General features: G+C 67.5%; 23 protein-coding genes. 15 read left to right on the top strand and 8 right to left on the bottom strand.

Going from position 1 to position 25,387, the window contains the following annotated elements:
* Window positions 1-7: 7 nt before the first annotated feature.
* The 11 genes from AC3WLC_RS07575 (at window position 8) to AC3WLC_RS07525 (ending at window position 11,124) form a co-directional block, all read left to right on the top strand.
* Window positions 8-445, top strand: coding sequence for an SRPBCC family protein (locus AC3WLC_RS07575; protein WP_091838493.1), 438 nt, complete (start codon window positions 8-10; stop codon window positions 443-445).
* A 2-nt stretch (window positions 446-447) separates the two neighbouring features.
* Window positions 448-900, top strand: a complete 453-nt coding sequence (locus AC3WLC_RS07570) for an SRPBCC family protein (RefSeq protein WP_493683319.1) — start codon at window positions 448-450, stop codon at window positions 898-900.
* A gap of 1 nt (window position 901) precedes the next feature.
* Window positions 902-1,723, top strand: coding sequence for an FAD binding domain-containing protein (locus AC3WLC_RS07565; protein ID WP_493683318.1), 822 nt, complete (start codon window positions 902-904; stop codon window positions 1,721-1,723).
* Window positions 1,724-1,734: 11 nt separating this feature from the next.
* On the top strand, window positions 1,735-2,217 hold the full coding sequence (locus tag AC3WLC_RS07560) for a (2Fe-2S)-binding protein (RefSeq protein ID WP_493683317.1): 483 nt from the start codon (window positions 1,735-1,737) through the stop codon (window positions 2,215-2,217).
* 10 nt (window positions 2,218-2,227) lie between these two features.
* On the top strand, window positions 2,228-3,976 hold the full coding sequence (locus AC3WLC_RS07555; protein WP_493683316.1) for a xanthine dehydrogenase family protein molybdopterin-binding subunit: 1,749 nt from the start codon (window positions 2,228-2,230) through the stop codon (window positions 3,974-3,976).
* Window positions 3,977-4,080: 104 nt separating this feature from the next.
* Window positions 4,081-5,274 (top strand): xanthine dehydrogenase family protein molybdopterin-binding subunit, encoded by a 1,194-nt coding sequence (locus AC3WLC_RS07550; RefSeq protein ID WP_493683365.1) that lies wholly within the window; start codon window positions 4,081-4,083, stop codon window positions 5,272-5,274.
* Between the two features lie 4 nt (window positions 5,275-5,278).
* Window positions 5,279-6,163, top strand: a complete 885-nt coding sequence (locus AC3WLC_RS07545) for an AAA family ATPase (RefSeq protein ID WP_493683315.1) — start codon at window positions 5,279-5,281, stop codon at window positions 6,161-6,163.
* A gap of 310 nt (window positions 6,164-6,473) precedes the next feature.
* A complete protein-coding gene (locus AC3WLC_RS07540; RefSeq protein WP_493683314.1) occupies window positions 6,474-7,589 on the top strand; it encodes a vWA domain-containing protein in 1,116 nt (371 codons plus the stop codon).
* On the top strand, window positions 7,586-8,467 hold the full coding sequence (locus AC3WLC_RS07535) for an amidohydrolase family protein (protein WP_493683313.1): 882 nt from the start codon (window positions 7,586-7,588) through the stop codon (window positions 8,465-8,467). The genes AC3WLC_RS07540 and AC3WLC_RS07535 overlap by 4 nt, the downstream gene beginning before the upstream one ends.
* 19 nt (window positions 8,468-8,486) lie before the next feature.
* The gene (locus tag AC3WLC_RS07530; protein WP_291671714.1) at window positions 8,487-9,335 is read left to right on the top strand and encodes an N-acyl homoserine lactonase family protein; all 849 of its coding nucleotides are present in this window, start codon (window positions 8,487-8,489) and stop codon (window positions 9,333-9,335) included.
* Between the two features lie 154 nt (window positions 9,336-9,489).
* Window positions 9,490-11,124 carry an isochorismatase family protein gene (locus tag AC3WLC_RS07525; RefSeq protein WP_493683312.1) on the top strand — a complete coding sequence of 545 codons (1,635 nt, stop codon included), beginning with the start codon at window positions 9,490-9,492 and terminating at the stop codon, window positions 11,122-11,124.
* 35 nt (window positions 11,125-11,159) lie between these two features.
* On the opposite strand, the gene AC3WLC_RS07520 is transcribed toward AC3WLC_RS07525, so the two are convergent.
* From AC3WLC_RS07520 to AC3WLC_RS07505, 4 genes are all read right to left on the bottom strand, one after another.
* On the bottom strand, window positions 11,160-11,831 hold the full coding sequence (locus AC3WLC_RS07520) for a GDSL-type esterase/lipase family protein (RefSeq protein WP_493683311.1): 672 nt from the start codon (window positions 11,829-11,831) through the stop codon (window positions 11,160-11,162).
* 52 nt (window positions 11,832-11,883) lie between these two features.
* Complete coding sequence (locus AC3WLC_RS07515) at window positions 11,884-12,738, bottom strand: ABC transporter permease (protein WP_493683310.1); 855 nt, start codon at window positions 12,736-12,738, stop codon at window positions 11,884-11,886.
* Window positions 12,735-13,688, bottom strand: a complete 954-nt coding sequence (locus AC3WLC_RS07510; RefSeq protein WP_493683309.1) for an ABC transporter permease — start codon at window positions 13,686-13,688, stop codon at window positions 12,735-12,737. The genes AC3WLC_RS07515 and AC3WLC_RS07510 overlap by 4 nt, the downstream gene beginning before the upstream one ends.
* A 66-nt stretch (window positions 13,689-13,754) precedes the next feature.
* A complete protein-coding gene (locus AC3WLC_RS07505; protein WP_493683308.1) occupies window positions 13,755-15,332 on the bottom strand; it encodes an ABC transporter substrate-binding protein in 1,578 nt (525 codons plus the stop codon).
* Window positions 15,333-15,480: 148 nt separating this feature from the next.
* Between AC3WLC_RS07505 and AC3WLC_RS07500 the strand changes: the two genes are divergently transcribed.
* Window positions 15,481-16,398, top strand: coding sequence for a LysR family transcriptional regulator (locus AC3WLC_RS07500; RefSeq protein WP_493683307.1), 918 nt, complete (start codon window positions 15,481-15,483; stop codon window positions 16,396-16,398).
* A 41-nt stretch (window positions 16,399-16,439) separates the two neighbouring features.
* On the opposite strand, the gene AC3WLC_RS07495 is transcribed toward AC3WLC_RS07500, so the two are convergent.
* Entirely contained in the window at window positions 16,440-17,327 is an 888-nt protein-coding gene (locus tag AC3WLC_RS07495) for a LysR family transcriptional regulator (RefSeq protein WP_493683306.1), read from the bottom strand.
* Window positions 17,328-17,501: 174 nt separating this feature from the next.
* On the opposite strand from AC3WLC_RS07495, the gene AC3WLC_RS07490 reads away from it, so the two are divergent.
* On the top strand, window positions 17,502-18,587 hold the full coding sequence (locus tag AC3WLC_RS07490; protein ID WP_493683305.1) for a YeiH family protein: 1,086 nt from the start codon (window positions 17,502-17,504) through the stop codon (window positions 18,585-18,587).
* Window positions 18,588-18,700: 113 nt separating this feature from the next.
* Here the strand turns inward: AC3WLC_RS07490 and AC3WLC_RS07485 are convergent, their stop codons facing one another.
* Window positions 18,701-20,239 carry an HAL/PAL/TAL family ammonia-lyase gene (locus tag AC3WLC_RS07485; protein WP_493683304.1) on the bottom strand — a complete coding sequence of 513 codons (1,539 nt, stop codon included), beginning with the start codon at window positions 20,237-20,239 and terminating at the stop codon, window positions 18,701-18,703.
* 45 nt (window positions 20,240-20,284) lie between these two features.
* A complete protein-coding gene (locus tag AC3WLC_RS07480) occupies window positions 20,285-21,541 on the bottom strand; it encodes an aromatic ring-hydroxylating oxygenase subunit alpha (protein WP_493683303.1) in 1,257 nt (418 codons plus the stop codon).
* A 153-nt stretch (window positions 21,542-21,694) separates the two neighbouring features.
* Here AC3WLC_RS07480 and AC3WLC_RS07475 point away from each other — a divergent pair, with 153 nt between their 5' ends.
* A complete protein-coding gene (locus AC3WLC_RS07475; protein ID WP_493683302.1) occupies window positions 21,695-22,534 on the top strand; it encodes a helix-turn-helix domain-containing protein in 840 nt (279 codons plus the stop codon).
* Between the two features lie 8 nt (window positions 22,535-22,542).
* On the opposite strand, the gene AC3WLC_RS07470 is transcribed toward AC3WLC_RS07475, so the two are convergent.
* Complete coding sequence (locus AC3WLC_RS07470; protein ID WP_493683301.1) at window positions 22,543-23,517, bottom strand: fatty acid desaturase; 975 nt, start codon at window positions 23,515-23,517, stop codon at window positions 22,543-22,545.
* A gap of 304 nt (window positions 23,518-23,821) precedes the next feature.
* Here AC3WLC_RS07470 and AC3WLC_RS07465 point away from each other — a divergent pair, with 304 nt between their 5' ends.
* Window positions 23,822-25,366 (top strand): ABC transporter substrate-binding protein, encoded by a 1,545-nt coding sequence (locus tag AC3WLC_RS07465; RefSeq protein ID WP_493683300.1) that lies wholly within the window; start codon window positions 23,822-23,824, stop codon window positions 25,364-25,366.
* The last annotated feature ends 21 nt before the right edge of the window (window positions 25,367-25,387 follow it).

Below are 25,387 nucleotides of genomic sequence, written 5' to 3'. Positions count from 1 at the left end.
CTGAGCGATGGCCCGCGTTTACGTCTCCAGCGTCATCGCCGCCCCGGCCGCCAAGGTCTGGGCCCGGGTGCGCGACTTCAACGGCCTGCCGAACTGGCATCCGCGCATTGCCGAGAGCCGGATCGAGAACGGCGAGCCGGCGGACAAGGTCGGCTGCATCCGCGCCTTTTCGCTGCGCAGCGGCGACCGTTTGCGCGAGCAGCTGCTCGGCCTCTCTGACTACGACATGTTCTGCACCTATTCGATCCTGGATTCGCCGATGCCGCTGACCAATTACGTCGCGACGCTCAGGCTGACGCCGATCACCGACCAGGAGCGCACCTTCATCGAATGGTCGGCCGATTTCGACTGCGCGCCGGACAAGGAGGCCGAGCTCGTCGCCGGCATCGGCACCAATGTCTTCCAGGGCGGCTTCGACGCCCTCAAGCGCGCCTTTGGGGGATAGCCATGCCCCATGTGGTCCGCAGCACGATCATCGATGCGCCGGTGGACCGGCTCTGGTCGGTCCTGCGCGACTTCAACGGGCATGACCGCTGGCACCCGATCGTGGCGAGGAGCGAGATCGAGCGCGCCTATCCGCCGGACCGTGTCGGCTGCATCAGGCGCTTCCTGCTGCGCGACGGCAGCGAATTGCGCGAGCAGCTGCTGACGCTCTCCGATCTCGAGATGACCTTCAGCTACTGCCTGCTCGATACGCCGATCCCGCTGTTCAACTACGTCGCCCATGTCCGGCTGCTGCCCGTGACCGACGGCAATCGCAGCTTCTGGCACTGGGAAAGCCGCTTCACCACGCCGCCCGGGCGGGAAGCCGAACTCGCCCGGCTGGTCGGTGACGAGGTCTACACCAACGGCATCGAGGCGGTGCGCCGCCTGCCCGCGATCGTCGGCGAGGAGGCCTGACATGCTCGACCTGAGAACCTGCGCCAGCCTGTCGGAAGCCGCCGGCATCCTCTCCGGCGACCGTCAGGCGCTGCTGATCGGCGGTGGCACACTGGTGATGCGTGAGGTCAACGAGGGCCGGCTAACCGAGGGCACGCTGGTGCGCGTCACCGATCCGGCCTTGCGGCAGATCAGCACCAGCGGCGCCCGCGTCGAGCTCGGCGTCGGCGTGACCATGGCAATGGTGCTGGCCAATCGCGACCTCGCTGTCCTGCACGCCGCGGCGCGGGCCATCGGCGGGCCTGCGGTCCGAACGATGGCGACGATCGGCGGCAATCTCTTCGCTGGCACGCCCTATGGCGATTTCACCGTGGCGCTGCTGGCGCTCGATGCGCAGATCGTGCTGCAATCCGGCTATGGCTCGGGCCGGGCGGTGCCGCTGGAGGATTTCCTCAGCGCCCGCGAGCGCGGCGGCCAGGGGCTGGTCACGGCAGTGCAGTTCGCGCGGCCGCAGAACCCGGCCGAGTTCCAGTTCCGCAAGATTGCCCGGGTCAAGCCGAAGGGCATCTCCGTGCTCTCGATCGCGGCGCATCTACCGCTCTCGGGCGGCCGCATAATGCAGCCGCGCGTCGCCTATGGCGCGATGGCCCCGACCCCGATCCGGGCTCGCGGCGTCGAAAGGGCGCTCGATGGCAAGCCGCTCGACCAGAGCGCGATCCAGATGGCGAAGCAGGCCGCGCTCGAAGGCTGCCGCCCGGCGACCGATGCGATCGCCAGCGAGTGGTACCGGCGCGAGATCCTCCCCGTCCATCTCGGCCGGCTGCTCGCCGGCGAACCCCGCTGAGGAGGCGCGCCATGGCCAAGCTCCCGGTCCAGTTCCGCCTCAACGGCAGCGATCGCGCCACCTTCGTCGATCCGGCGAGCAATCTGCTCGACACGCTCCGGCGCGGGCTCGGCGATTTCGGCCCCAAATATGGCTGCGGCCAGGGCACCTGCGGCGTCTGCACCGTGCTGGTCGACGGCGAGCCGCAGCTCGCCTGCCTGACACTCGCGGTGTCCTGCGAGGGGCGCCAGATCGAGACCACCTCCGGCATGGCCGATGGCCCGAACCTGCACCCGCTGCAGGACGCCTTCATGGACCATTTCGCCGCCCAATGCGGCTTCTGCACGCCGGGCATGCTGACCGCGGCGCGGGCGCTGCTGGCCAAGAACCCGCAACCGAGCCGCGAGGAGGTCGTCGAGGCGATCAGCGGCAATATCTGCCGCTGCACCGGCTACGAGCCGATCATCGCCGCCATCCTCGCCGCGGCGAATGCGCCCGGCGCGCGCCGAGCCTGAGGAGGTCGCCATGGCAACGATGGAGATGCGCAAGGACCTCTTCGCCGACGAGCGCGACGACAATCTCAACGTCATCGGCAAGGGCGTGCAGCGCCAGGACATGCCCGGCCATGTCACGGCACGCACCCGCTTCTTCGACGACCACGCCTTCGACGGCATGTTGCATCTCAAGGTCGTGCGCAGCCCGCATCACCATGCCCGCATCCGTTCGATCGACATCTCGGCGGCCGAGCGGGCGCCAGGCGTCAAGCGTGTGCTGCGCGGCGCCGATGTGCCCGTGAACAAGAACACGCTGCTCAGCCTGATCAATTTCGGCAAGGACGACGAGCCGTCGCTGGCGGTGAGCAAGGTCAGCTACAAGGGCGAGCCGGTCGTCGCCATCCTCGCCGACAGCGAGGCGCAGGCGCAGGCGGCGCGCAAGCTGGTGCGCGTCGACTACGACCCGCTGCCGGCGGTGTTCGACGTCGAGGAGACCCTGAAAGCCGGCGCGCCGGTGGTCAACGAGACCTATCCCGGCAACTACTTCGAATATCACGAGCGCTTCGACCACCAGAAGCTGCGCTTCGGCGATGTCGAGCGTGGCTTCGCCAGCGCCGACATCGTGATGGAGCATCGCTACCAGATGTCGCCGATCGAGCACGCGCCGACCGAGACCAACGGCTCGATCGCCGCGCCCGAGCAGAACGGCCGCTATCTCGTGCATTCCTGCGCGCAAGGCCTGTTCTTCGCGCTGGGCACCACCGCCAAGATCGTCAATGTCGAGTCGAACCAGCTGCATTTCATCGGCGGCACGGTCGGCGGTGGCTTCGGTGGCAAGGTCGACTCGCTGACCGAGCCGCTGGCCGTGCTCGGCGCGATGCTGACCGGCCGGCCGGTGCGCTTCGTCCTCGATCGCGAGGAGGAGATGCTCTACGGCTCGCCGCGCGGGGCCGAGCGCATCTACATCAAGGACGGGCTGATGCGCGACGGGCGCATCGTCGCCCGCCATATCCGCAGCTATTTCGACGCCGGCGCCTATACGCGCCTGTCGAGCTACGCCGCAATCAAATGCACGGCGCATGTGCCGGGGCCGTACTGGATCCCCAACGTCACCTCCGACATCTATGTCGCCTACACCAATCGCTGCCCGTCCACCGCGATGCGCGGCTTCGGCGTCACCGCTGTCGACTTTGCGCTCGAGGTCCAGATGGACCGCCTCGCCGAAGCCGCGAACATGGATCCGATGGAGCTGCGCATCCTAAACGCCTATCGCGATGGCGACATGAAACCGCATCGGCGCGCGGCCAAGAACACGGCGCTGGTCGAATGCGTGCAGGTCGCGGCCGAGAAGGCGAACTGGCCGCTATCGGAGCAGGCGAAGCGGGCATCGTCGCTGATCGGCGGCGGCGCCGGCGAGCGCGCGCAAATCCCGGCGACCCAGCTCGACGCGCGCGGCCAGATCGGCCGGCCCGATACGCGCAGCGGGCCGGTGACGCAAGTCCTGCCGGCCGGCACGAGCCGGATCGCGCCGAGCAAGCAGCCGGTGATGGAAGGCGCCCGCGACGGCCGCGCCGCGCCGACGCAGGTGCCGCGCTACGAGCCGCCACGACCGGCAGCGCCACTGCCTCCGGCCTACCAGCCTGCGCCACCGCCCTATCAGCCGGCCAGTTCGTATTCGCCACCTCCCGCTCACCCTGCCCCGGCATCGCCGGCCGCACCGGCTCAACCGCAGCACGGCGCGGTGCGGTTCTCGTCGGTCTTCGGCACGAGGAGGCGCTGAGATGCCGGCGATCAACGACGCGGCTCGAAGCAGGCCCTTCCCCTCCCCCTTGTGGGGAGGGGATAGGGGTGGGGGTGGTTCCGCTCGGCGAGCGGCCACAGGAGATGGCGCCGGCAGGAGCGGCTCTCGAACCTCCTCATCTGTCGCCCCTGCCCGCCGACCCCCACCCCTCTCTCCTCCCCACAAGGTGGAGGAGAAGCGGTTCGCCTTGCCATCACTGCGGCTTTCACGCTGCGCAGGGAAGGAGCGCTGAAATGGCCCGTCACGAAGGCCGCGGCATGGCCTCGGTCAATTATCCGATCGGCATGAACCTCGGCGGCGATCCGAGCCAGGCGCTGATCCATTCCAACCCGGACGGCAAGTTCACCGTCGCGCTCTCGGCGATCGATCTCGGCCAGGGCATGAAGCAGGTCTCGCGCCAGATCGCGGCCGAGACGCTCGGCGTGCCCGTCGAGGACGTCTATGTCGACACCGCCGACAGCGACACCGGCCCGCACGACATGGGCTCCTTCGCCTCGCGCGGCACGCACCGCATGGGCAATGCCATCATCGTCGCCGCCCGCGAGGCGCGCGGCGTTCTGCTCGAAGCCGCGGCGGAGGAGCTCGAGGTCAACGCCGCCGACCTCGTCACCGACGGGCGCGGCAACATCCATGTCCGCGGCGCCCCCTCGCGCAGCATCACGGTCAAGGCGACGGCGCAGGCGGCGCAGTTCAAGCAGGGCAAGACCATCGCCGGGCGCGGCATCTTCCTGATCCCGCTCTCGGCCGTCGATGCAGAGACCGGCGAGATGAATCCGAACACCGCCTTCGCCCATGCCTGCCTCGTCGCCGACGTCTCGGTCGATGACGAGACCGGCGAGGTCGAGGTGCTCCGCATGACCAGCGCCTATGAACTCGGCCGCGTCATCAATCCACGCATGGTCGAGCAGCAACTGGTCGGCGGTGCCTGGATGGGGATCAGCCACGCGCTCTACGAGACGCCGGAGCCCTACTACCCCAGCCCCGAGCACGGCCCGCGCGACTTCAACGAGTATTTGATGCCGGGGCCGGGCGACATCGCGCCCTATCACGTCACGGTGTTGGAGCGACCGGCGCCGGACGGCCCGTTCGGCGGCAAGGGCCCGGGCGAGATGTGCGCCAATCCGGTGCTGCCAGCGGTCGCCAACGCCGTCTACAACGCCGTCGGCGTCAGGGTCGACGAGTTGCCGATCACGCCCGAGAAGATCCTGCGCGGGATCAAGGCCAATGGCGGCGTCAAGCCCGGCCCACGCCGCGGCGGCCCGGTGAACTGGCGGTGACCTGATGGCGCTGAGGACGACCGTCGCCGGCATCTCCAGCCCGGAGGACCTCGCAGAGGCCCTGCAGGCGGCGATGTATCTCGCCGATGACGGCATCGCCACGGCCGGCTACCTCTCGCTCGCGCTCGGTAAGCCGCTGCTGCTGGAGGGCGCCCCCGGCGTCGGCAAGACCGAGGCCGCGAAAGCGCTCGCCGGCATCCTCGGGCGCCAGCTCATCCGCCTGCAATGTTTCGAAGGCATCGACGCGGCCGCCGCGCTCTACGAGTGGAACTATCCGCGCCAGATGCTCGCCATCCGCCAGGCCAAGGAGGGCGAGCAGCTCGACATCTACCGCGACGACTTCCTGATCGAGCGGCCGATGCTGACGGCGCTGCGGCGGCCGGACCAGGTCGTGCTGCTGATCGACGAGATCGACCGTTCCGACCACGAGTTCGAGGCCTTCCTGCTCGAATTCCTCTCGGATTTCTCGATCTCGATCCCCGAACGCGGCACGCTGCGCGCGCCCGAGAGGCCGGTCGTGATCCTGACCTCGAACCGCACGCGCGAATTGCACGAGGCGCTGCGCCGCCGCTGCGTCTACCACTACATCGCCTATCCCGAGCCGGAGCGGGAGGCGCAGATCATCATGCTGCGCTCCTCGGCCGTCGCCGAGAGCACTGCGCGCGCCGTCGTTCATGCCGTCGGGCTCTTGCGGCAGGAGCCGCTCGCCAAGCCGCCGGGGGTCGCCGAAGCGGTCGACTGGGCCGAGGCGGCGACGGCGCTCGCCCTGAGCGGCGCACCCTGGCCGGAAGCCTTCCGCCGCTCGCTCGGCGCCGCGATCAAGGACGAGGAAGACCTCGCTCACTTGCGACCACGCCTGCCGCTGTTCATCCCGGGGCTGGCGGCATGATCGTCTCGACTTCATTGCGAGCGCAGCGAAGCAATCCAGGGGCGGCAGTGCTCGACGTCCCCCTGGATTGCTTCGTCGCTTCGCTCCTCGCAATGACGGAGAGCGCAAGCGCGTCCCCTTCCCCCTTGTGGGGAAGGGCTAGGGATGGGGGGCGAACGACTGGGTACAAGGCCGCTCGTAAGAGCGGACTATTCCAACTCCCGGCGAATTCGTTTCGACTCTACGCCCCCCACCCCTGCCCCTCCCCACAAGGGGGAGGGGTTCCCCGTGCCTCTTTGCCTTTCGCAAGGGGAGAAGGGAGGCGCGCCTCATGATCACGCCGTTGCCTCCTGCCGCCCGGCTCTTCGTCGCCTTCCCGGCGCTGCTGCGTGAGCACGGCATCGCCGTCGCGCCCGAGCAGACGACCAGCTTCCTGATGGCGGTCGAACTGCTCGGCCCGCGCAGCATCGCCGATATCCGCAAGTCCGCGCTCGCAACGCTTAGCCCCCATCCCGAGCAGCGCGAGCGCTTCGACGCCTTGTTCGACATGCATTTCCTCGGCGGGGCGCTCGCCGAGCCCGGCGATGATGATTTCGCGCCGGACGAGGACATCTCGGTCCAGGAGGATACCGGCTCGCGCGAGGTGCTGATCGGCGAGGAGGCCAACGAGACCGGCCAGGCCGCGACCGGGGCCGAGGCTCTCTCGATCCGCCAGCTGAAGACGCTCGACGACAGCGAGACCTTGCGCCGCTTCGGCCGGGCGCTGCCGGCCGCCTTGCCCCGCCGCCGCGGCTATCGCCACCGGGCAGCTCGGCGCGGGCCGATGGTCGACCTCGCCCGCAGCCTCAAGGATGCGATCCGCCATGATGGCGAGGTGATGAGCCTGAAGCGGCTGAGGCGCGTGACACGGCCGCGGCCGATCCTGCTCCTGATCGACGTCTCCGGCTCGATGAAGCAGCGCAGCGACGCCAATCTCGCGCTGGCGCATACGATCATCCACGCAACCCGGCAGGTCGAGGTCTTCACCTTCGGCACACGGCTGACCCGCGTGACGCGGGCGCTCCGGCGCAAGCGCCGCGAGCAAGCGCTGGCCGAAGCCTCCGGCCTCGTCGCCGACTGGGATGGCGGCACGCGCATCGGCGATGCGCTGCAGGCCTTCCTCGCCGTGCCGCGCTTCGCCTCCTACGCGCGCGGCGCCGTCGTGGTCGTGCTCTCGGACGGTCTCGAACGCGGCGATCCCTCGGCGCTTGTCACAGCGGTCGCAAGGCTGGCGCAGCGCGCCCATCGCATCGACTGGCTGACGCCGCTCGCCGCCGACCCCGGCTATCGGCCCGAAACCGAAGCGCTCCGGCTGATCGCGCCGCGCCTCGCCAGCCTCTCGGACGGCGGCAGCACGGCGCGGATCTGCCGGCACATCCTGTCACTCGGAGGCTCGCTGGCGGCATGACCGGTCTCGTCGATTCCCATTTCCACATCTGGCGGCAGGCCGATCTGCCCTGGCTGCTCGGACCGATGCAGCCGCGCATCTTCGGCCCCTATGAGCCGATCCGGCGCGACTATCCGATCGCGGAATATCTCGGGGATTGCCGACCGGCCGGCGTGACCGAGGCCGTCTATGTCCAGGCCAACTGGGCGACCGACCGCTTTCTCGACGAGGTGACTTACGTCTCGCAGGCCTCTGACGAAACCGGCTTCCCGATCGCCATCGTCGCCTACGCCGACATGCTGGCGGGGGATGTTCGCCCGCAGCTCGACCAGCTCGCGCGCAATGCCCGGGTACGTGGCGTGCGCATGCAATTGCACTGGCACGAGAACACGCTCTACCGCTTCGCCAGTGGCCCGGATCTCGCACGCGATCCCAGGGTGATCGCCAATATCGGGCGGCTGGCGGAATACGGCTTCAGCTTCGACCTCCAGGTCTTCGCCAGCCAGATGGCGGGCGCGGCCGAGCTCGCCGCCGCCTGCCCGAAAGTCACCTTCGTGCTCCAGCATGCCGGCATGCTGGAAGACCTCTCACCGGAGGGTCTCGCCGCCTGGCGCGCGGGCATGACGCTGCTCGCAGCCCAGCCCAACATCACCAGCAAGCTCTCCGGCCTCGGCACCTTCCTGCGCCGGAACGATCCCGAGACGATCGCCTCCATCATCGGCGAGACGCTTGCCCTGTTCGGACCGGAGCGCTGCCTGTTCGGCTCCAATTTCCCGATCGAGAAGCTCTGGACGAGCTACGCCGAGCTGATCGCCGCGCATCGCGCCGCGGTGCCGCAAGCGGCGCAGGCGGCCGTGTTCAACGATACCGCGAGGCGGGTCTACCGCCTCGGCCAATAATCAAAAGGGGAGGACGTTCATGGCCCTCGAAATCAAGATCCTCGACTATGGCGATATCGAGCTGGAATCGAGCTTCCTCGTGCTCGGCCGCGATTGTGGCCGCACCCGCCGCGTGCCGACCTATGGCTTCCTGATCCTCGGCGGTCCCTGGCCGGTGGTGGTCGATACCGGCTACCGCCACAACCAGATCATGGAGAGCCTCGGCATGCGCGGCCTCCAGTTCCATGAGAACATGATCGAGAACCAGCTCGCCAGGCACGGCGTGCGCATGGGCGATGTGCGCTATGTCATGCACACCCATCTCCATATCGACCATGCCGGCAAGGACGAGCTCTTTCCGATGAACACCACGGTGCTCGTCAACCGGCGCGAGCTTGAATACTCCGTCTCCGGGCTGATGCACCCGCAATACCCGGCGCCCGACATCAAGCACCTGATCGATCGCCTGCACACGCGCGATGCGCTGCGTTTCGAGGATCTCGAACTATCCGGGATGATCGAGCTCTTCCCCGGCTGCTACCTCGAAGCCGCCGGCGCCCATACCGAGGGCTCGATGAACGTCCATGTCGACACCAATGAGGGCCGCGCCATCATCTGCGGCGACGTGATCTACGACTTCAACGATCAGATCGTCTCGCCCTTCCACGAGCTCCACGCCAACGAGCCGCGCACCACCGGCAATCACGGCGTCTCCAAGCGCGAGGAGAAGGCGGCGATCAAGAAGCTGCTAGCCAACGGCGCCTTCCTGCTGCCGGTGCACGACAAGCCGGCCAAGATCGCCCATGGCCAGGTCGTCGGCCGCATGGACATGGCGGTGCCCGGCCCGGTCGTGCAGTCGCTGCCGGCGCGCAACTGGTTCGCGGCGTGATGGATGCCGCGCTGCACCGTCGTCATTGCGAGCGTAGCGAAGCAATCCAGGGGCGGCAGCGCTCTACGTCCCCCTGGATTGCTTCGTCGCTGACGCTCCTCGCAATGACGGGGTGCGCGACCGTCACTCATGCTTCGATCGCCATGGTACCCGCATGACCACCCACATCGCCGTCCAGCCCGGCTTCGCCGACCTGATCGACCTCTGGGCGCCGGTGCGCCAGCTCGGCACCGGCTTCGAATTCTCGGAGGGCCCGATCTGGCATCCCGCCGAGCAGCATCTGCTGTTCTCGGACATGCCGGGCGATGTCCGCCGCCGCTGGGACAAGAATGGCGTGCGCGAGGTCAGGCGGCCGGCGAACAAATGCAACGGCATGACCTATGATGCCGCGCTCGACCTGATCATCTGCGAGCACGCGACCTCCTCGCTGATGCGCGAGCGGCCGGATGGGCAGCGCGAGGTCATCGCCTCGCATTTCGAGGGGATGGAACTCAACAGCCCGAACGACGTGGTCGTGAAGTCGGACGGGTCGATCTATTTCTCCGATCCCTGGTATGGCCGCATGCCGGTCTTCGGCGTCGAACGGCCGCGGCAACTCGGCTTTCAGGGGGTCTATCGCATTCCCCCGGAGGGCGGAGCGCCGCAGCTCCTGGTCGACCGCTATCTCTTCGACCAGCCGAACGGGCTCTGCTTCTGCCCGACGGAAGACCGGCTCTTCGTCAACGACACCGTCCAGCACAACATCCGCGTCTTCGAGATCAAGCCGGACGGCCGGCTCGGCTCCGGCCGCATCTTCGCCTCCGGCATCGTCGGCTCCGAACCCGGCGTCCCCGACGGGATGAAATGCGATGCGCGGGGCAATATCTGGGTCACCGGCCCCGGCGGCGTCTGGGTCTATTCGATCAAGGGCGAGCTGATCGGCAAGCTGCGTGTGCCGGAACTCGTCGGCAACCTGACCTGGGGCGGACCCGACTGGCGCACGCTCTTCCTCACCGCGAGCCATTCGCTCTATGCGGTCGAGACCAAGGTCGGGCCGCGTATCGAACCCTATATGAAGGCGGGCAATGCCAACGCCGGGCGTTCGAGCCATGGAGGGGACGCGACAGAGCGACTTGCCGCTGATGCCGGTTCTACAGCGACCGTTTCCGCGAACAGCACGAAGAAGGCCTCCGCCGGCTACCGGCTCGATCCGTCGCGCTGCGCCCTGCTCATCCAGGACATGCAGAACGACGTCGTCATGGAAGGCGGCGCCTTCGCCTCTTCCGGCTCGCCGGAACATTGCCGGCAGCAGAACGCGATCGCCAACGGCGCCCGACTGGCGCAGGCGGCGCGGGCGCGCGGCATCCCGGTGATCCATGTCTGGTTCATCGTCGAAGCCGGCGCACCCGGCGTCACCATGAACGCCCCGCTGTTCGAAGGCCTGGCCGACGCCAAGGCGCTGGTGCGCGGCACCTGGGGCTCAGCACCAGTGCCGGGCCTTGAGGCACAGGGCGGTGACCACATCGTCGAGAAGCAGCGCATGAGTGCCTGGGAGGGCACGCGGCTGGAGACGGTGCTGAGGGCGCTTGGCCGCGACATCGTCATCGTCACCGGCGCCTGGACCAACATGTCGATCGAGCACACTGCCCGCACCGGCGCCGACAAGGGCTATTTCATGCTGGTACCGGAGGATGCCTGCTCGACCATGAACGCCGAATGGCACACGGCCTCAGTCAACTACGCGCTGCAGAACGTCTGCGTCGTGACCGATGTCGACGCCGTCATCGCCGCGACGGACGCCGGAGTATAGCGGCATCGCTGCCGGACATGTCGCGACAGCTCACCTCACCTCGCCGCGCCCGTCGAAAACCCGAGAACACCGGCGAGCACGCCGGCCCAAAGCGCATAGCCCGCCACATTCAGATGCACGCCGTCGGGCTCGTAATAGCGGCCCATCGGCCGGCCGTTCAGCCCAATCAGGCAGCTGCCGACATCGACATAGCCGCCGGCCTGGTCGCCCGCATGGCTGTCCCTGAGCATCGCGTTGAAAGCATCGAACTCGCCGGCATGGAGCCAGCGTCCGGGGCTATGCTTGATCGAGAGGCGGTGGATCGGGACGGGGCCGAACTTCTCCCGCAGCCGCTGCGTCAGCCGCTCCAGCGCCTCGAAGGCCGCGCCGGCGTCGAGCCCGTCATTGGCGATGTCGTTCTCGCCGAAATAGAGCACGATCCGCCCGGGCTCGACGAGATCGAGCAGAGCGTCGCAATAGCGCAGGCCGCTCTCGGCCGTGCCGCCGCCGAAACCGAGATTGGCGACCTCCAGCGAACCGAAATCCTCGGCCATCCGGTCCCAATAGCGGAAGGAGGACGAGCCGAAGAAGACGACCGGCTTGCCGGCGAAGCGCCGGCGCAGAATCTGGCCGCGAACCGCGAGCACGTCATCGTCATAGCGCGTGGTGGTCCATTCTGCCGGAAGGGTCAGCGTGGCGGCGGGAGCGATCGAAGGATGCCGGTTCACGGAACGGGCCTCATGAGCAGGGAATGCGGGCGGTGGCCGGGCCGGAACGACATCACGCCCTCCGCCCGGAAAGACGCGGATCGATGCGCTCGCGCAGGGCGTCACCGAGCACGTTGATCGCGATCACCAGCAGCGACAGGAACAGGCCGGGAAAGGCGATGATCCAGGGTGCGACGCGGAAGAACTGGCGGCCGCCGGCCATGACGTTGCCCCAGCTCGGCAGGTCCGGCGAGATGCCGACGCCGATGAAGCTGAGGATGGCTTCGGCGAGGATCGCCGAAGCGCAGACGAAGGTCGCCTGGACCACGAGCGCTTCCGTTGCGTTCGGCAGGATATGCCGGATGAGGACGCGCGGCGTGCTCGATCCGATCGCGATCGCCGCGTCGACATAGGGCATCTCGCGCAGACTGAGCACCACGCCGCGCATCAGCCGCGCCGTCCGCGGGATCTCCGGCACGCTGATCGCGATCATCACGGTCGCAAGCCCGCCGCCGAGCAGCGAGGCGAGCGCGATCGCCAGCAGCACGCCGGGAATGGCCATCAGCCCGTCCATGATGCGCATCAGCACGCTGTCGGCCAACCGGACATAGCCGGCGACGAGCCCGATCAGGCCGCCTGCCAGCAATGTCAGCACGGAGACGCCGAGCCCGACCATGAGCGAGGTCCTGGCGCCCGACAGCGTCCGCACGAAGATGTCGCGGCCGAGATTGTCCGTCCCGAACCAGTGGGCCGGGCCCGGCGGCTGCAGCGCCTCGCCCATGTTGAGGTCGCTGCTGTAGCCGAGGATCGGCGGCGCCAGCATCGCGCAGGCCGCGACCAGCGCGACAATGGCGAAGCTCAGGCCGATCACGACCGTCGACGCCTTGAGGGAATGGCCAGCGCGGGCCATCTGCGGCTGCGCGCTCATGAGCGCATGTCCTGTCGGATGCGGGGGTCGAACAGCGCATAGCTGAGATCGACGAGCAGGTTCACCACGACCAGGACGAAGGCGAAGACCAGCATCACCCCCTGCACCACCGGATAGTCGCGCGACAGGATGGCATCGACGGTCAATCGCCCGACCCCCGGCAGGTTGAAGACGGATTCGGTGACGACGACCCCGCCGAGCAGGGCCGCGAAGGAGGTGCCGACGACGGTCACCACGGGCACGCCGATATTCTTCAGCGCATGCGTCGCGACCACCTTGCGCTCGGGCAGGCCCTTGGCCCGCGCGGTCCGGATATAGTCCTCGGACAGGACGTTGAGCAGCGTCGCCCGCGTGATCCGGGCGACCAGCGCGGCGAAGAGCAGCGTGAGCGCGACCGTCGGCAGCGTCAGGCTGCGCAGGCTGTTCCAGAGGCCGCTTGCCAGCGGCCGATAGCCCTGCACCGGCAGCCAGCCCAGCTCGATCGCAAACACCTGCATCAGCGCATAGCCGATCACGAAGACCGGGATCGAGAAGCCGGCGACGCAGAGCGCCATGACGAGATAGTCGGTGACCAGGCCGAGGCGCCGGGCCGCGAACACGCCGGCCGGCACCGCGACCAGGACCGACAGGAGCGTCGTGGTCAGCGCCAGCATCAGGGTCGGCTCGGCCCGCTGCAGGATCATCGTCGCGACCGGGCGGCCCGAATAGACGGACACGCCGAGGTCGAACTGCGCCAGCTGGCGCAGATAGATCAGGAATTGCACCACCAGCGGCTGGTCGAGATGCAGCCGCTGGCGGATCTGCGCGATCTGCTCGGCGCTGGCATTGTCACCCGCCATGGCCGCCGCCGGATCGCCCGGCCCGATATGCAGGAGCATGAAGACGACGATGAGGACCGTCAGCATGACTGGCAGCGTCGCCAGGAGCCGCGAGAACAGAAAGCGCGCCATGAGCAGACCTTGAAGGCACGGGCCGGACGCTTCGTCCCGGCCCGCCGTGTCGGAGATGCGGCAGGATCAGTCGGATTTGCGCACGTTCCAATAGGTCAGAGTCGCCCCCGGGACGAAGCCCGACACGCTTTTGCGCCAGGCCGAGAGGTCGTTGAACTGCCCGAGCGGAATATAGGTGACGATCTCGTTCGAGCGCGCCTGCATCTCGACCGCGATCGCCTTGCGCGCGGCATCGTCGGAGGCCAGCAGGAATGTCTGCCAGAGCTCCTGCAAGGGCTTGTCGCAAGGCCAGCCGACGAAGGCCTTCTCGCAGGCGCCGGTGACATAGGGGTTGGTCAAGGGATCCATCAGCGCATCGCCGGCAAAGCCGGTGATGAAGACGTTCCAGCCGCCCTGCTTCGGCGGGTTCTTGTTGGTCCGGCGCGTGAACATCGTCGCGGTGTCCATCTGCACGTCCTCGACGGCGAATCCGGCCTTGCGCATCGAATTCACCATCACCGTGCCGACGTCGCGTTGGACCTTGGCATCCATCGGATGGAGATAGACGATCGGCGTCCCATCATAGCCGGCCTCCTTCAGCAGGGCTTTCGCCTTGTCGAAGTCCTGCTTCATGAAGCGCTCGCTGCCGACATCGGTCTCATAGGGGCTGCCGCACATGAACAGCGCCGGGCAGAGCTGGTAGAGGTCCTTGCGGCCGCCGAACACGGCTTGCATCGAATCCGACTGGCTGATCGCGTATTGCAGGGCCTGCCTGATCTTGACGTTGTCCATCGGCGGCTGGGTGTGGTTGATCACCACCTGGAAGTTCTTGCCGAGGATGGGCGCCTTGGCGATCTGGATCGACTTGTCCTTCTCCAGCACCGGCAGCATTTCGGCCGGCACCTCGGCGACATAGTCGATCTCGCCGGCCAGCAGTGCATTGACCGCACTGAGATCGTCGCTGAACTGGATGCGTTCGATGCGATCGACCCCGGCAGTCTTGCCGCCGGCAAGACCGCTCGGCGCCTCGCCGCGCGGCTTGTAGCCCGCATGCCTGGCGACGACGAACTTGACGCCCGGAACCCATTCGTCCGGCAAGAGCTTGAACGGGCCGGAGCCAACGAACTCCTTGAGCTCGGTCGTCGCGGGCGTCCTGGCGAGCCGCTCCGGCATCACGAACAGCGGATAAGCGGTCATGCGGGCGAAGCCGTCGATCAGGCGGGCGAAGGGCTCCTTCAGCCGGACCTCGAACGAGGTCGCATCGATCGCCTTGATCGCATCGAGACGCTTCTCGACCTCGGCCCCGAGGCTGTCCTTCTTCATCCAGCGCTCGATCGAGGCAACGCAGTCCGCAGCCGTGACGGGCTTGCCGTCATGGAAGCTCAGGCCCTGGCGCAGCTTGAAGACATAGGTCTTGCCGTCGTCGGAGAGCGTGTGGCTTTCGACCATCTGCGGCTGGGCGCGATAGTTGCCGTCCAGCGAGAACAGCGTGTCGTAGATCAGATAGGCCATGTCCCGGACCGGATAGGCCGAGGTGAACAGCGCATCGAGCTGCTTGATGTCGCCGGTGTTCTTGATCTTCAGGACGGTTTCGGCCTGTGCCGGCGCGACGGCCGCAAGGCAGAACGCTCCGGCCAGCCCGGCCGCCATCACGGTTCTCAACATCGACCCCCTCCCGGCATTTTCGAGTGCCGCCCGGTGCTCGCCAGGCGCGTCATTGAGGGCCGAAGCTAGCGAAGCTTGCCGCTTGCACATAGGGCTGGAGTTGTGTTTCAGATATAGCAATTTGTTATATCCGGAAGGCATAACCGGAGTGAAGCTGCGGCAGCTGAAGAACTTCCTGGTGATCGCCGAAACCGGCAGCCTGATGAAGGCCGCCCTGCATCTGGGCGTGGCGCAACCCGCCCTCAGCCGGGACCTGCGGCAACTGGAAGAGGAGCTCGCGACCCGCCTCTTCCATCGCGATGGAAGAGGCGTCTCGCTGACGCGCGACGGTGCGGCGTTCCAGGCCGCGATAGCCCCGCACATCGCTGGGCTCGACGCGGCGAAACAGGCCCTGGTCGGCAGACGGCCCGGCTATGCCGGCTCGATCCGCCTCGCCTGGACCGGCACGATCAGCATCCCGCTGGCGACGCCGATCATCTCGGCCTTCACCCAGCGCTTTCCCGAAGTCGAACTGCACGCCCGCGGCGGATCGAGCCTCCACATCGCCGAATGGGTGGCGCGCGACGAGATCGACATCGGCATCTTCAATTCTGAACGCCCCGCCACCGGCGCGCTCGTCGAGACATTGGCCCGCGCACCCCTGTTCCATGTCGCGCGGGCCGACGGGCCGGTGCCGCCGACCATCACCTTTGCGCAGGCCGCCGCTGGCCCCCTCTTCGTCCACAGCCGGCAGAACGCGCTCGGGCGCATCGTCGAGGCCTGCGCCCGCGAGCACGATATCCCCTTGAAGATCTATGCCGAGGTCGACGACTTCCTGGCAGTCCGGCCGATGATCGAGGAAGGGCGGGCGGCGGCGATCGTGCCGCGCAGCCTTCTCTCCAGCGACGCCCCCACAAGGCTCGCCGTGCGGCGCGTGACAGAGCCGGAGCTGACCTTGTACTTCCACCTCGCGGTCTCGAAGGTCAAACGCAGCCGCCCCGCGGTCCTGAGCCTGGCCGATGTGATCAGATCCGCGGTCGCAGATGCGACCCAGGCCGGGCAGTTCGACGGCGAGCTCCGGACTTGACCTGATCCGCTGCCCTGGCGAAGCCCATGCGCCGGGACGATCTACGCGGCCTCATCGGCAAGAAGCGCGCGAAAGGCCTGCGCGGGCCGGCCAACATAGCGTTCCTTGTGCCGCAGCATGACGAAGCGGCGCGCGGGGATTTTCGCAGCGACCTCGGCGAGCAGGCCCGAGCGCAAGGCGTTGGCGACGACGAGCCTCGACATCAGGGCGGCAGCGGAGCCCGCATCGACGGCGGTGCGCACGGCTTCGTTGGCGGGCAGTTCCAGCAGGACGTCGAGGTCCGCGACCGAGCGCCCGGCGCCGGCGAGAACCGCTTCGAGGGCTTGCCGCGTCCCTGAACCGGGCTCACGCAGAACCCAGGGACTCTCGACGAATTCCGCCGGATCGACGCGCTTCCTCCCCGCCCAGGGATGACCGGGCGCGACGACGATCGCCAGCTCGTCCATTGCGATGATTTCCTGTGCCAGCAGCGGAGCGTCGATCTCGCCTTCGACGAAGCCGATATCGGCAAGCCCGTCATGGATGGAGGCCGCGACCGTCTCGGTATTGCCGATCACCAGCGGCGTCTCGATCCCGGGATGCCGGGTGCGAAACAGCGCGAGCTTTCGCGGCAGCCAGTAATTGCCGACCGTCTGGCTCGCCGCCAGGGACAGCCGCCCGCGCTTCAACCCGGCGAGGTCCGAGAGGACCTGCTCGCCCGTCGCGGCGCGCGCGAGGATCGCGCGAGCCTCGTTCAGGAACAGGCGCCCCGCATCGGTCAGCACGATCCGGCGCCCGACGCGATCGAACAGCTTCACCGCATGGCGATGTTCGAGCGCCGCGATCGCTGCGCTCGTCGCCGATTGCGTCAGATTCAGCTCCGAAGCCGCGCGCGTGACATGCTCGCGCTCGGCGACCGCGACGAAGATGCGAAGCTGTTCGAGCGTCATGGGAGTCGATGAGTCCTTGGGCAGGCCCGGCTTCCGGATGCTCTCGCGAGGATCGCTCCCGAAGAGTCGCCATCAAAAATGATCGATTTTTTCGATTGAAACAAGAAAAACAACACGTTGGATTGCTTAAGCCAAATAGCTCAGAACCGGCGCATCGAATGGCCGGGTACTGTGATGACACTTGAAAGCCCAGATCGGACGAGTTTGGTTGACCGGGCAGCCTCGGGCGCCAAGCGCATCGGCCCGGGCCTGCTGCTGTGCCTGGCCGTTTCGGTCGCGGCGCTCGGCGCCGAACATCTCGAAGCCTGGTTCTTCCAGCGCGCCTGGCTCGAAGCACTCGTCCTGGCGATCCTGTTGGGCACCCTGGTCAGGAGCCTCTGGAAGCCCGACAGCCGCTGGCGCCCGGGCATCGCGTTCTCGGCGAAGACCTTGCTGGAGATCGCCGTCGTGCTGCTCGGCGCCTCCCTGAGTGCCGCCACGGTCGCCGCCACCGGCGCACCGCTCCTTCTCGGCATCGCCGCCGTGGTCTTCGTCGCGATCGGCCTGAGCTACGGTATCGGCCGCCTGCTGGGACTGTCGAAGCGGATGGCGATCCTCGTCGCCTGCGGCAATTCGATCTGCGGCAACTCGGCGATCGCCGCCACGGCCCCGGTCATCGGCGCCGATGGCGACGACGTCGCCGCCTCGATCGCCTTCACCGCGGTGCTCGGCGTCGTGGTCGTGCTCGGCCTGCCACTGCTGATCCCGGCGCTGGGCCTCAGCGTCCACCAGTTCGGCATCCTGTCGGGCCTGACGGTCTATGCCGTTCCCCAGGTCCTCGCCGCCACGGCGCCGGCGGGCGCCGCCGCGATCCAGATCGGAACCCTGGTCAAGCTGGTGCGCGTGCTGATGCTCGGGCCCGTCATCCTCGTGCTGTCGCTGCTGTCGAGCCGGCTGCGCGAGGAGACCGACGCGCAGGTCGCGGCAGAGCGTCCCGCGCCGCGTCCGGTCGGGCTGCATCGCCTCGTGCCCTGGTTCATCGTCGGCTTCGTGGTGATGGCGGCATTCCGCTCGGCGGGGCTCATTCCGGCGATCCTGCTGCCGCCGCTCGCCACCGTCGCGAACGTGCTGACGATCGTCTCGATGGCGGCGCTCGGGCTTAGCGTCGACATCCGCTCCGTCGCCCAGGCCGGCCCGCGCGTCACCGCCACCGTCGTCCTCTCGCTGCTCGCGCTCGGAGTGATCTCGCTCGGCCTGATCCGCCTGCTCGGGGTGGCCTGAGACCAGATCACGATGATTTTGGATCGAGGCGATCCAAAATCATAAAACGTGATCGATTCTAATAGTTTAGAGCAGGATGCGAAAAACCGGTTCCCGCTTTTTCGCATCCTGCTCTAACCCAGCGAAAAGAGCGCGCTGTCGCCAAGGCCAGCGCGCAGCCTGCCGAGCAGCGCCCCGTCGCGCAGGATCGCCGCGACGCGGTCGGCATCCGGGCCGTTCTCGCGATCGTCCTGGAGCATCGGGATATCCTTGCGGATCGCCTCGTAGAGCGCACCGGTCGCTTGGGCGAGCCGGGGCTTGCCGCGCATGTCGACCGCCTGCGCCGCGACCAGCGCCTCGATGGCGAAGATCAGCCGCAGCGGCAGGATCTGCTCCTCGAGCTTGCGGATCGTCAGTAGCGTCTGCGGCGCGTGGTCCTCCACCGTTTCGGACACCGGGATCGAATCCGTGCTCGCCGGCGTCGCCTTCAGCCTCACCTCGCTTTGCAGGGCTGACACCGTCTTCTGCATCGAGTTGTAGCCGTTCGAAGCCCCGCCCAGCGGCGAGAGGTATTTCGGCAGGCCGGAGAGCTGGGCGTTCATCAGCTTGATCGTGCGATAGGCCGAGGCCGTCGCGAGCTGGACGTTGATGATCGCCAGCGTGTCGAAGGCGAGCGCGATGTCCGGCGTGTGGAAATTGGCGGTCGACAGGATGAGGTCGTCCTCGGCCATGACCAGCGGGTTGTCGGCGGCGGAATTGACCTCCGTCGCGACGCTGGCGACGGCGGTCTCGAAGCTGGCGAGCGCCGGCCCGTAGATCTGCGAGAGCACGCGGAAGCACAGCGCATCCTGGATCGAGCGGGCGGCGCTAGGGTCGTGCAGGTAGCTGCCGCCCAGTATCGCACGGAAGGCCGCCGCCGCCTGGACCTGACCGCGCGCCGGCCGCGCGGCGGCGAGGCGCGCGTCGAAGATGCGCGGATTGGCGGCGTAGCCCTCGCCCGCGAGGGCCGCGACGACCATCGAAGCCGACATGAGGTCGGAGAGCTCCGCCAGGACGAGCGCCCCATAGCCGCAGCTGACCGCGCTGGCGTTCAGGATCGCGAGGCCGTCCTTGGGGCCGAGCCGGGCCGGCGCCAGACCGGCGGCGCGCAGCGCCTCGGCCGCCGGCATCCGGCGCCCGTTCAGATAGGCCTCGCCGAGCCCGATCAGGGCTGCACCGAGATGGGCGCACAGGCCAAGATCGCCGGCGCCGATCGAGCCGCGGCCGGGGACGACCGGCGTGATGCCGGCATTGAACATGGCGACGGCAAGGTCGAGCACCGCCGGCGAGATGCCCGATCCGCCCTGCGCCATGCCGACGATGCGGCTGAGCAGCATGGCGCGGCCGGCCCGTTCCGGAAATGGCTCGCCCACGCCGATACAGCGGCCGCGCACCATCTTGACCTGGAAGGCTTCGATCTCCTCCGGCGGGATCCGGTAGCCGACATTGCCGCCGAGCCCGGTATTGAGCCCGTAGATCGGCTCGTCGCGGTGCATGTAACGATCGACGACGGTCCGCGCCGCGGCGACCCGCGCGACGGCGGCCGGGTCGAGGGCGATCCTATGCCCTTCATCGACGATGGAGAGGATGGTGCCGAGGCCGACGCTCGTCGCGCCCAGTTGCATGACGCTCATGCGGGTTTCCTTTTGATCGTCGGACTGAGGATGGTGCGGGCCGCGTTATTCGGCAGCCGCAGGATGGGAGATGGCCCCGGCGAAGCCCTGCATCGTCCGGGCATACCATTCGACGAAGGTCCAGACACCGTGCTCGGAGGCCTCGGCATAGGGGCCGGGACGATAGCCGACGGAACGGACGCCGCGCTGGTTGCGCTCGACCAGCTGCCGGTCCTGGTCGTTGGTGGCGCGCCAGACCTCGACGAGCCGTTCGAGGTTGTAGTCCCTGCCCTCGACCGCCTCGGCATGCACTACCCATTTGCAGGTGACGATGGTCTCGCCCGCCGATTTCGGCAGCATCTGCACGATGATGGCGTAGTCGGCGTGGATATGGCCGAACATGCTGGGATAGTGGGTGAAGCGCAGCGAGCCGATGTCCTGCTCCGGCCAGTCGCCGAGACGGCGGGAGACCGCGGGCTTGCCGTCCATGGTGATCGAGAGGTTGCCCGCCTTGAACGGCATCCGCCCGACGCGGAAATCGGCGCCGTCTTTGGTGACACTGGGCAGGCCGGTCGCCTCGCAGCGCCGCCAGAATTCGGCGATAGTGGGATCGCTCCAGGGATCGGCGAAGTCGAAGATCAGGAGCGTGTTCATCAGTTCGGGATGCCCGGCCTGGCAATGGTCGCACTCGCGGGCGTTCTCCATCACGAGCTTCCAGTTGCCCTGCTCGTGCAGCGTGATCGTGTGGACGACCTTGCCCTCGCCGAGCCGGTGCGGCGCAGCCGCTGGCCCGAGCGCTGCGGCGAAGGGCGCGATGTCCGGAGCCTCCTCGGCGAGGCAGACATAGATCAGCCCGGCGATCTCGCGGACATGGACCGGCCGCAGGCCGAGCTCGCCCTTGTCCGCCGCCGGATCGAGATTGGGTGCGCGCAGGAGCCGGCCGGTCGGGTCGTAGCTCCAGTGATGATACGGGCAGACGAAGCTGGTCCTGCGCCCGCATGGCTGGTCCAACACGATCGAGCCGCGATGCCGGCAGCTGTTGAAGAAGGCGCGGACCGCCATCTCCCGGTCGCGGCAGACGATGACCGAGGTCTCGCCGATCTCGAAGGTGAAGAACGCGCCGGGCTTGCCGATCTCGCAGGCGAGGCCGGCGAAGACCCAGCGGCTTTCGAAGATCGCCTGCATGTCCAGGCGGAAGAAGTCGGGATCGTCATAGAACGGGCGCGGCAGCGAGGTGTGCGGCACCCGCTCTACCAGGAGATGCGCCATGCGCTCCCGGCTCGCCCGGTCCTGTACCCTTTCGCCAGCTTTCCAGCGCGTCATCGCCTTCGGTCCCCGCTTCGCCATCGAGTTAAGGTCGCTGGAGCGGGCTGGCCAAGGCGCATCATGTGATGTTTGTTGACAAAGCTAGCATTCGAACCTTGTCTGCCGCTTCGAGGGACAATTGTAGACGAAACGGAACGATCGGATGGTTTCATGAACGCCGCCGACGCCGCAGCCGGCTTCCGGCAACGCCTGCAATCCCTCATCGACGGCTCGGGCCTGAACCAGGCGGCCTTCGCCCGCATGGCCGAGATCGATCGCTCGACCCTGTCGCAATTGCTTTCGGCGGATGGGCCACGCATGCCGCGCGCCGACACGCTCATCGCCCTGGCGAAGGCCTGTCAGGTCTCGGTCGACTGGCTGCTCGGGCTGACGCCGCGCAAGGAGGTCGGGACGCAGATCATCGACTCGATCATGCAGATCCAGACCCATACCCGCTCGCCCATCGACGATCACTTCCTCGGCTGGCTGCGCGAGGTCGAGGGTTATCGCGTCCGGACAGTGCCGGACAGCCTGCCGGACTTCCTCAAGACCGAGGAGGTGCTGCGCTACGAGTATCAGGGCTCGTCGTTGAACAATGTCAGCCATTCCTTCGGCGCGCGCCTCGCGCTGATGCGCCGGCCGGAAAGCGAACTGGAGGTTTGCACCTCCATCCAGGCACTGACGACGATGGCCAAGGGCGAGGGCAAATGGGAGGGCCTGAACAAGACCGCCCGCCGCCGCCAGCTCGAGCATTTCGGCGAGCTCTATGCCGAGCTCTACCCGAGCCTGCGCATGTATTTCTATACGCTGACGGAGACCTATTCGAACCCCTTCACCGTCTTTGGGCCGAAGCGGGTGACGCTCTTCCTGGGCACGAGCTATCTGGTGCTGAACGGCATCGACTATGTCCGGCTGTTCAGCAAGCGCTTCGACGAGCTGATCAAGCTCGCCGTGGTCCAGCCTCACCAGATCGCGCAGACGCTCGACGACGTGCTGAGCGAGCTCGGCTGAAGCAGCGCTTACGCCGCCTCCGTCCGCCGCGGGGCCGCCTCGCCCGGCGAGGCGGTTACCCCGAAGGGATGGGCGACCGCGTCGTGCTCGCGCAGCAGGAAACGGCGCGCCACGTCGCGATAGCCGTCATAGACCATGCCGCCATTCTCGCGGACGAGCCGGTCGCGATTGGCCCGGTACCAGCGCGGGATCTCGTACCAGGGCATGACCGGGCGTTCGTGGTGCACGGCGTGCAGGTTGTTGTAGAGATAGAGCAGGCCGAGGATCGGCGCGTTCTCGACGATGGCGGTGCGCTCCAGCACGCCCTCGGCCGCCTTGTGCTCGGCGAAGGAGCGCAGCAGCATCAGCGCCGTCGCCGGATAGACGATCGCCAGCAGGTAGAAGGGCAGGCTCATCTCGCAGACGAGGACGAGCCACGCCAGCACGAGCAGCAGCATCGGCAGATGCTCGGCCCAGGCGCGCCGGGCCGTCCTGTCGCCGCGCCTGACCGCCCGGGCTTCGTCGGCGAGAAAACGCCCGATCGCCCAGAACGGCCCGATCACCAGGCGCCCCAGCAGCGTCTTCTGCGCCCGCAGCAGAGTGCGGCCGAGGGGGCCGAGCCCGTCCCAGTCCGCGGCGGAGAGATAGCGCGATTCCGGATCGTCGAGCGGATCCGTCAGCCGCTCATCATGATGATGGCGCAGATGCAGGACGCGATAGCTCTCATAGGGCAGCCAGAGCGACAGCGGCAGGCAAGCGAGAGCGCGGTTGACGCGGCGAGACCGCGTCGGGTGGCCGTGCAGGATCTCGTGCTGCAGCGAGCTGTGCCAGGCCACGAGCCAGGCACCGGCCGCCACGACCAGCCAGATGGGCAGGCTGGCGTGGAAATAGGTCGTCGCGAACCAGCCGCCATAGATCACCGCGGCGAGCAGAATCGTCGGCCACTCGATCCTGCGTCGGCGAGACTCGAAGCGCGAGGCAGCAGGCGTGGCATCGAGGCGCATGGCGGACTCCGGCGAAGGCATGCCGCCTGAATGCCTGCGGCCGCCCCGTTTCGCTACGCTACAGTTGCGGCGAATCGTCACCTAAAGCTTCGCAAGAGAGCTCTATGATTACGATTGTAACGACAATCTCTTTTTCGCTCGATTTGGCGAAAGAAAGTTCACGTTCAATCGATCTGCCGGACGGATTTTCTATTGCATATGCAAATCGAACCGCCCGACTTTACGGCCCTTCCAAATTGGGAAAGGATCGGCTCGACGGATCGGGCAACGACCCGCATCTCAACGCAAAAATCAGGGGATCATCATGGCTCATTCCTTGTCCCGCCGTGCGTTCGTCGGTGCATCGGCAGCGGCGCTCTCTCTCGCCTCGGGTGCGCGCGCCCCGGCTTTCGCCCAGCAGAAGACCAGCATCTCCGTGCGCATCGAGCGCGACATCACCGCGCTCGATCCGGCCTTCCGCGGCGGCCCGCACGATGCCAACGTCATCCGCTGCGTGTTCCAGCGGCTGGCGGCCCTGAAGCTGGACGGCTCCGGTCTCGAGCTCGATGCCGCCTCCGAGCTGAAGCAGGTCAGCCCGACTCTGATCGAGTTCACCCTCAAGCCGGGCCAGATGTTCACCGACGGCTTCGGCGAGATGACCGCAGAGGACGTCAAGTTCTCCTATGAGCGCTTCGCGGTCGCGCCCGTCGACGGCAAGGTCTCGCCCTACAAGGCCGACTGGACAGGGCTGACGGAGGTCGAGGTCACCGGCACCTATACCGGCCGCATCAAGCTCAGCCAGCCGAATGCCGGCCTGATGGCCATCGCCATCGGCGACTGCTCCGGCTGCATCGTCTCGAAGAAGGCGCTCACTGCGCGCGGCGCCGAGCACAACACCAAGCCGGTCGGCTCCGGCGCCTACCAGGTCGTCTCGGTCGAGAAGCAGCGCGGGGCGGTGCTCCGGCGCAACCCCGACTACAAGGGCCCGCAGCCGGCCTTCGACGAGGTCAAGGTCAACTTCATCCAGGATCCCAAGACCGCGGAGCTGGCGCTGCGCTCCGGCGAGCTCGACTTCGCCGTGCTGCCGCCGGCCATCGCCGAGCCGATGCGCGGCGCCTCCGGCCTCAGCGTCGAGAGCCAGCCGGGCCTCGCCTTCATCTGGCTCGGCATCAACATGCAAAAGGCGCCGTTCACCGACGTCCGCGTGCGTCAGGCCGTGCGGCTCGCGCTCGATGTCGACCAGATGCTGCTCGCCGGCTTCAACGGCAAGGCCCCGCGCCTCAACACGTTGATCATGGCGCCGATCCTGGGGCAGTGGAAGGAGGCGCCGGTCTACAAGCGCAACGTCGCCGAGGCCAAGCGGCTCCTGGCCGAGGCTGGGCAGACCGCGATCAAGACCCGCATCACCGTCCTGAACCAGCCGGCCTTCCAGACCATGGCCCTGGTCGCGCAGGCCCTGCTCCGCGAGGTCGGCATCACCGCCGATGTCGACGTCCGCGAAGGCGGCACCTATTGGGACGCGGGCAAGGGCGACGCGGGCAAGGACCTCGACATGTTCATGCTGCGCTTCAACGGCAAGCTCGACCCGAGCTTCCTGATGCAATGGTTCACCACGAGCCAGATCGGCATCTGGAACTGGCAGCGCTTCGACAGCCCCGAATACGACAAGCTCGCACAGGCCGCGATCGTCGAGACCGACCCGGCCAAGCGCGCCGAGATCGTCGTCAAGGCCCAGCAGGAGATGGACAAGTCGGCTGCCTTCATCTGGCTGACCAACGACGTCGCCTATGTCGTGCGGCGCAGCACGGTCAAGCCCGCCTTCCTGCCCGGCGCGCTCGACTGGCAGCTCGATCAGTTCGCCCGCGCCTGAGCGGCAGCGTCGAACGGGAGT

The sequence above is a fragment of the Allobosea sp. GW821-FHT03A12 genome (assembly GCF_058986765.1).
Note: the sequence above shows the minus strand (reverse complement) of the source record. Positions and strands in the feature narration are given on the sequence as shown.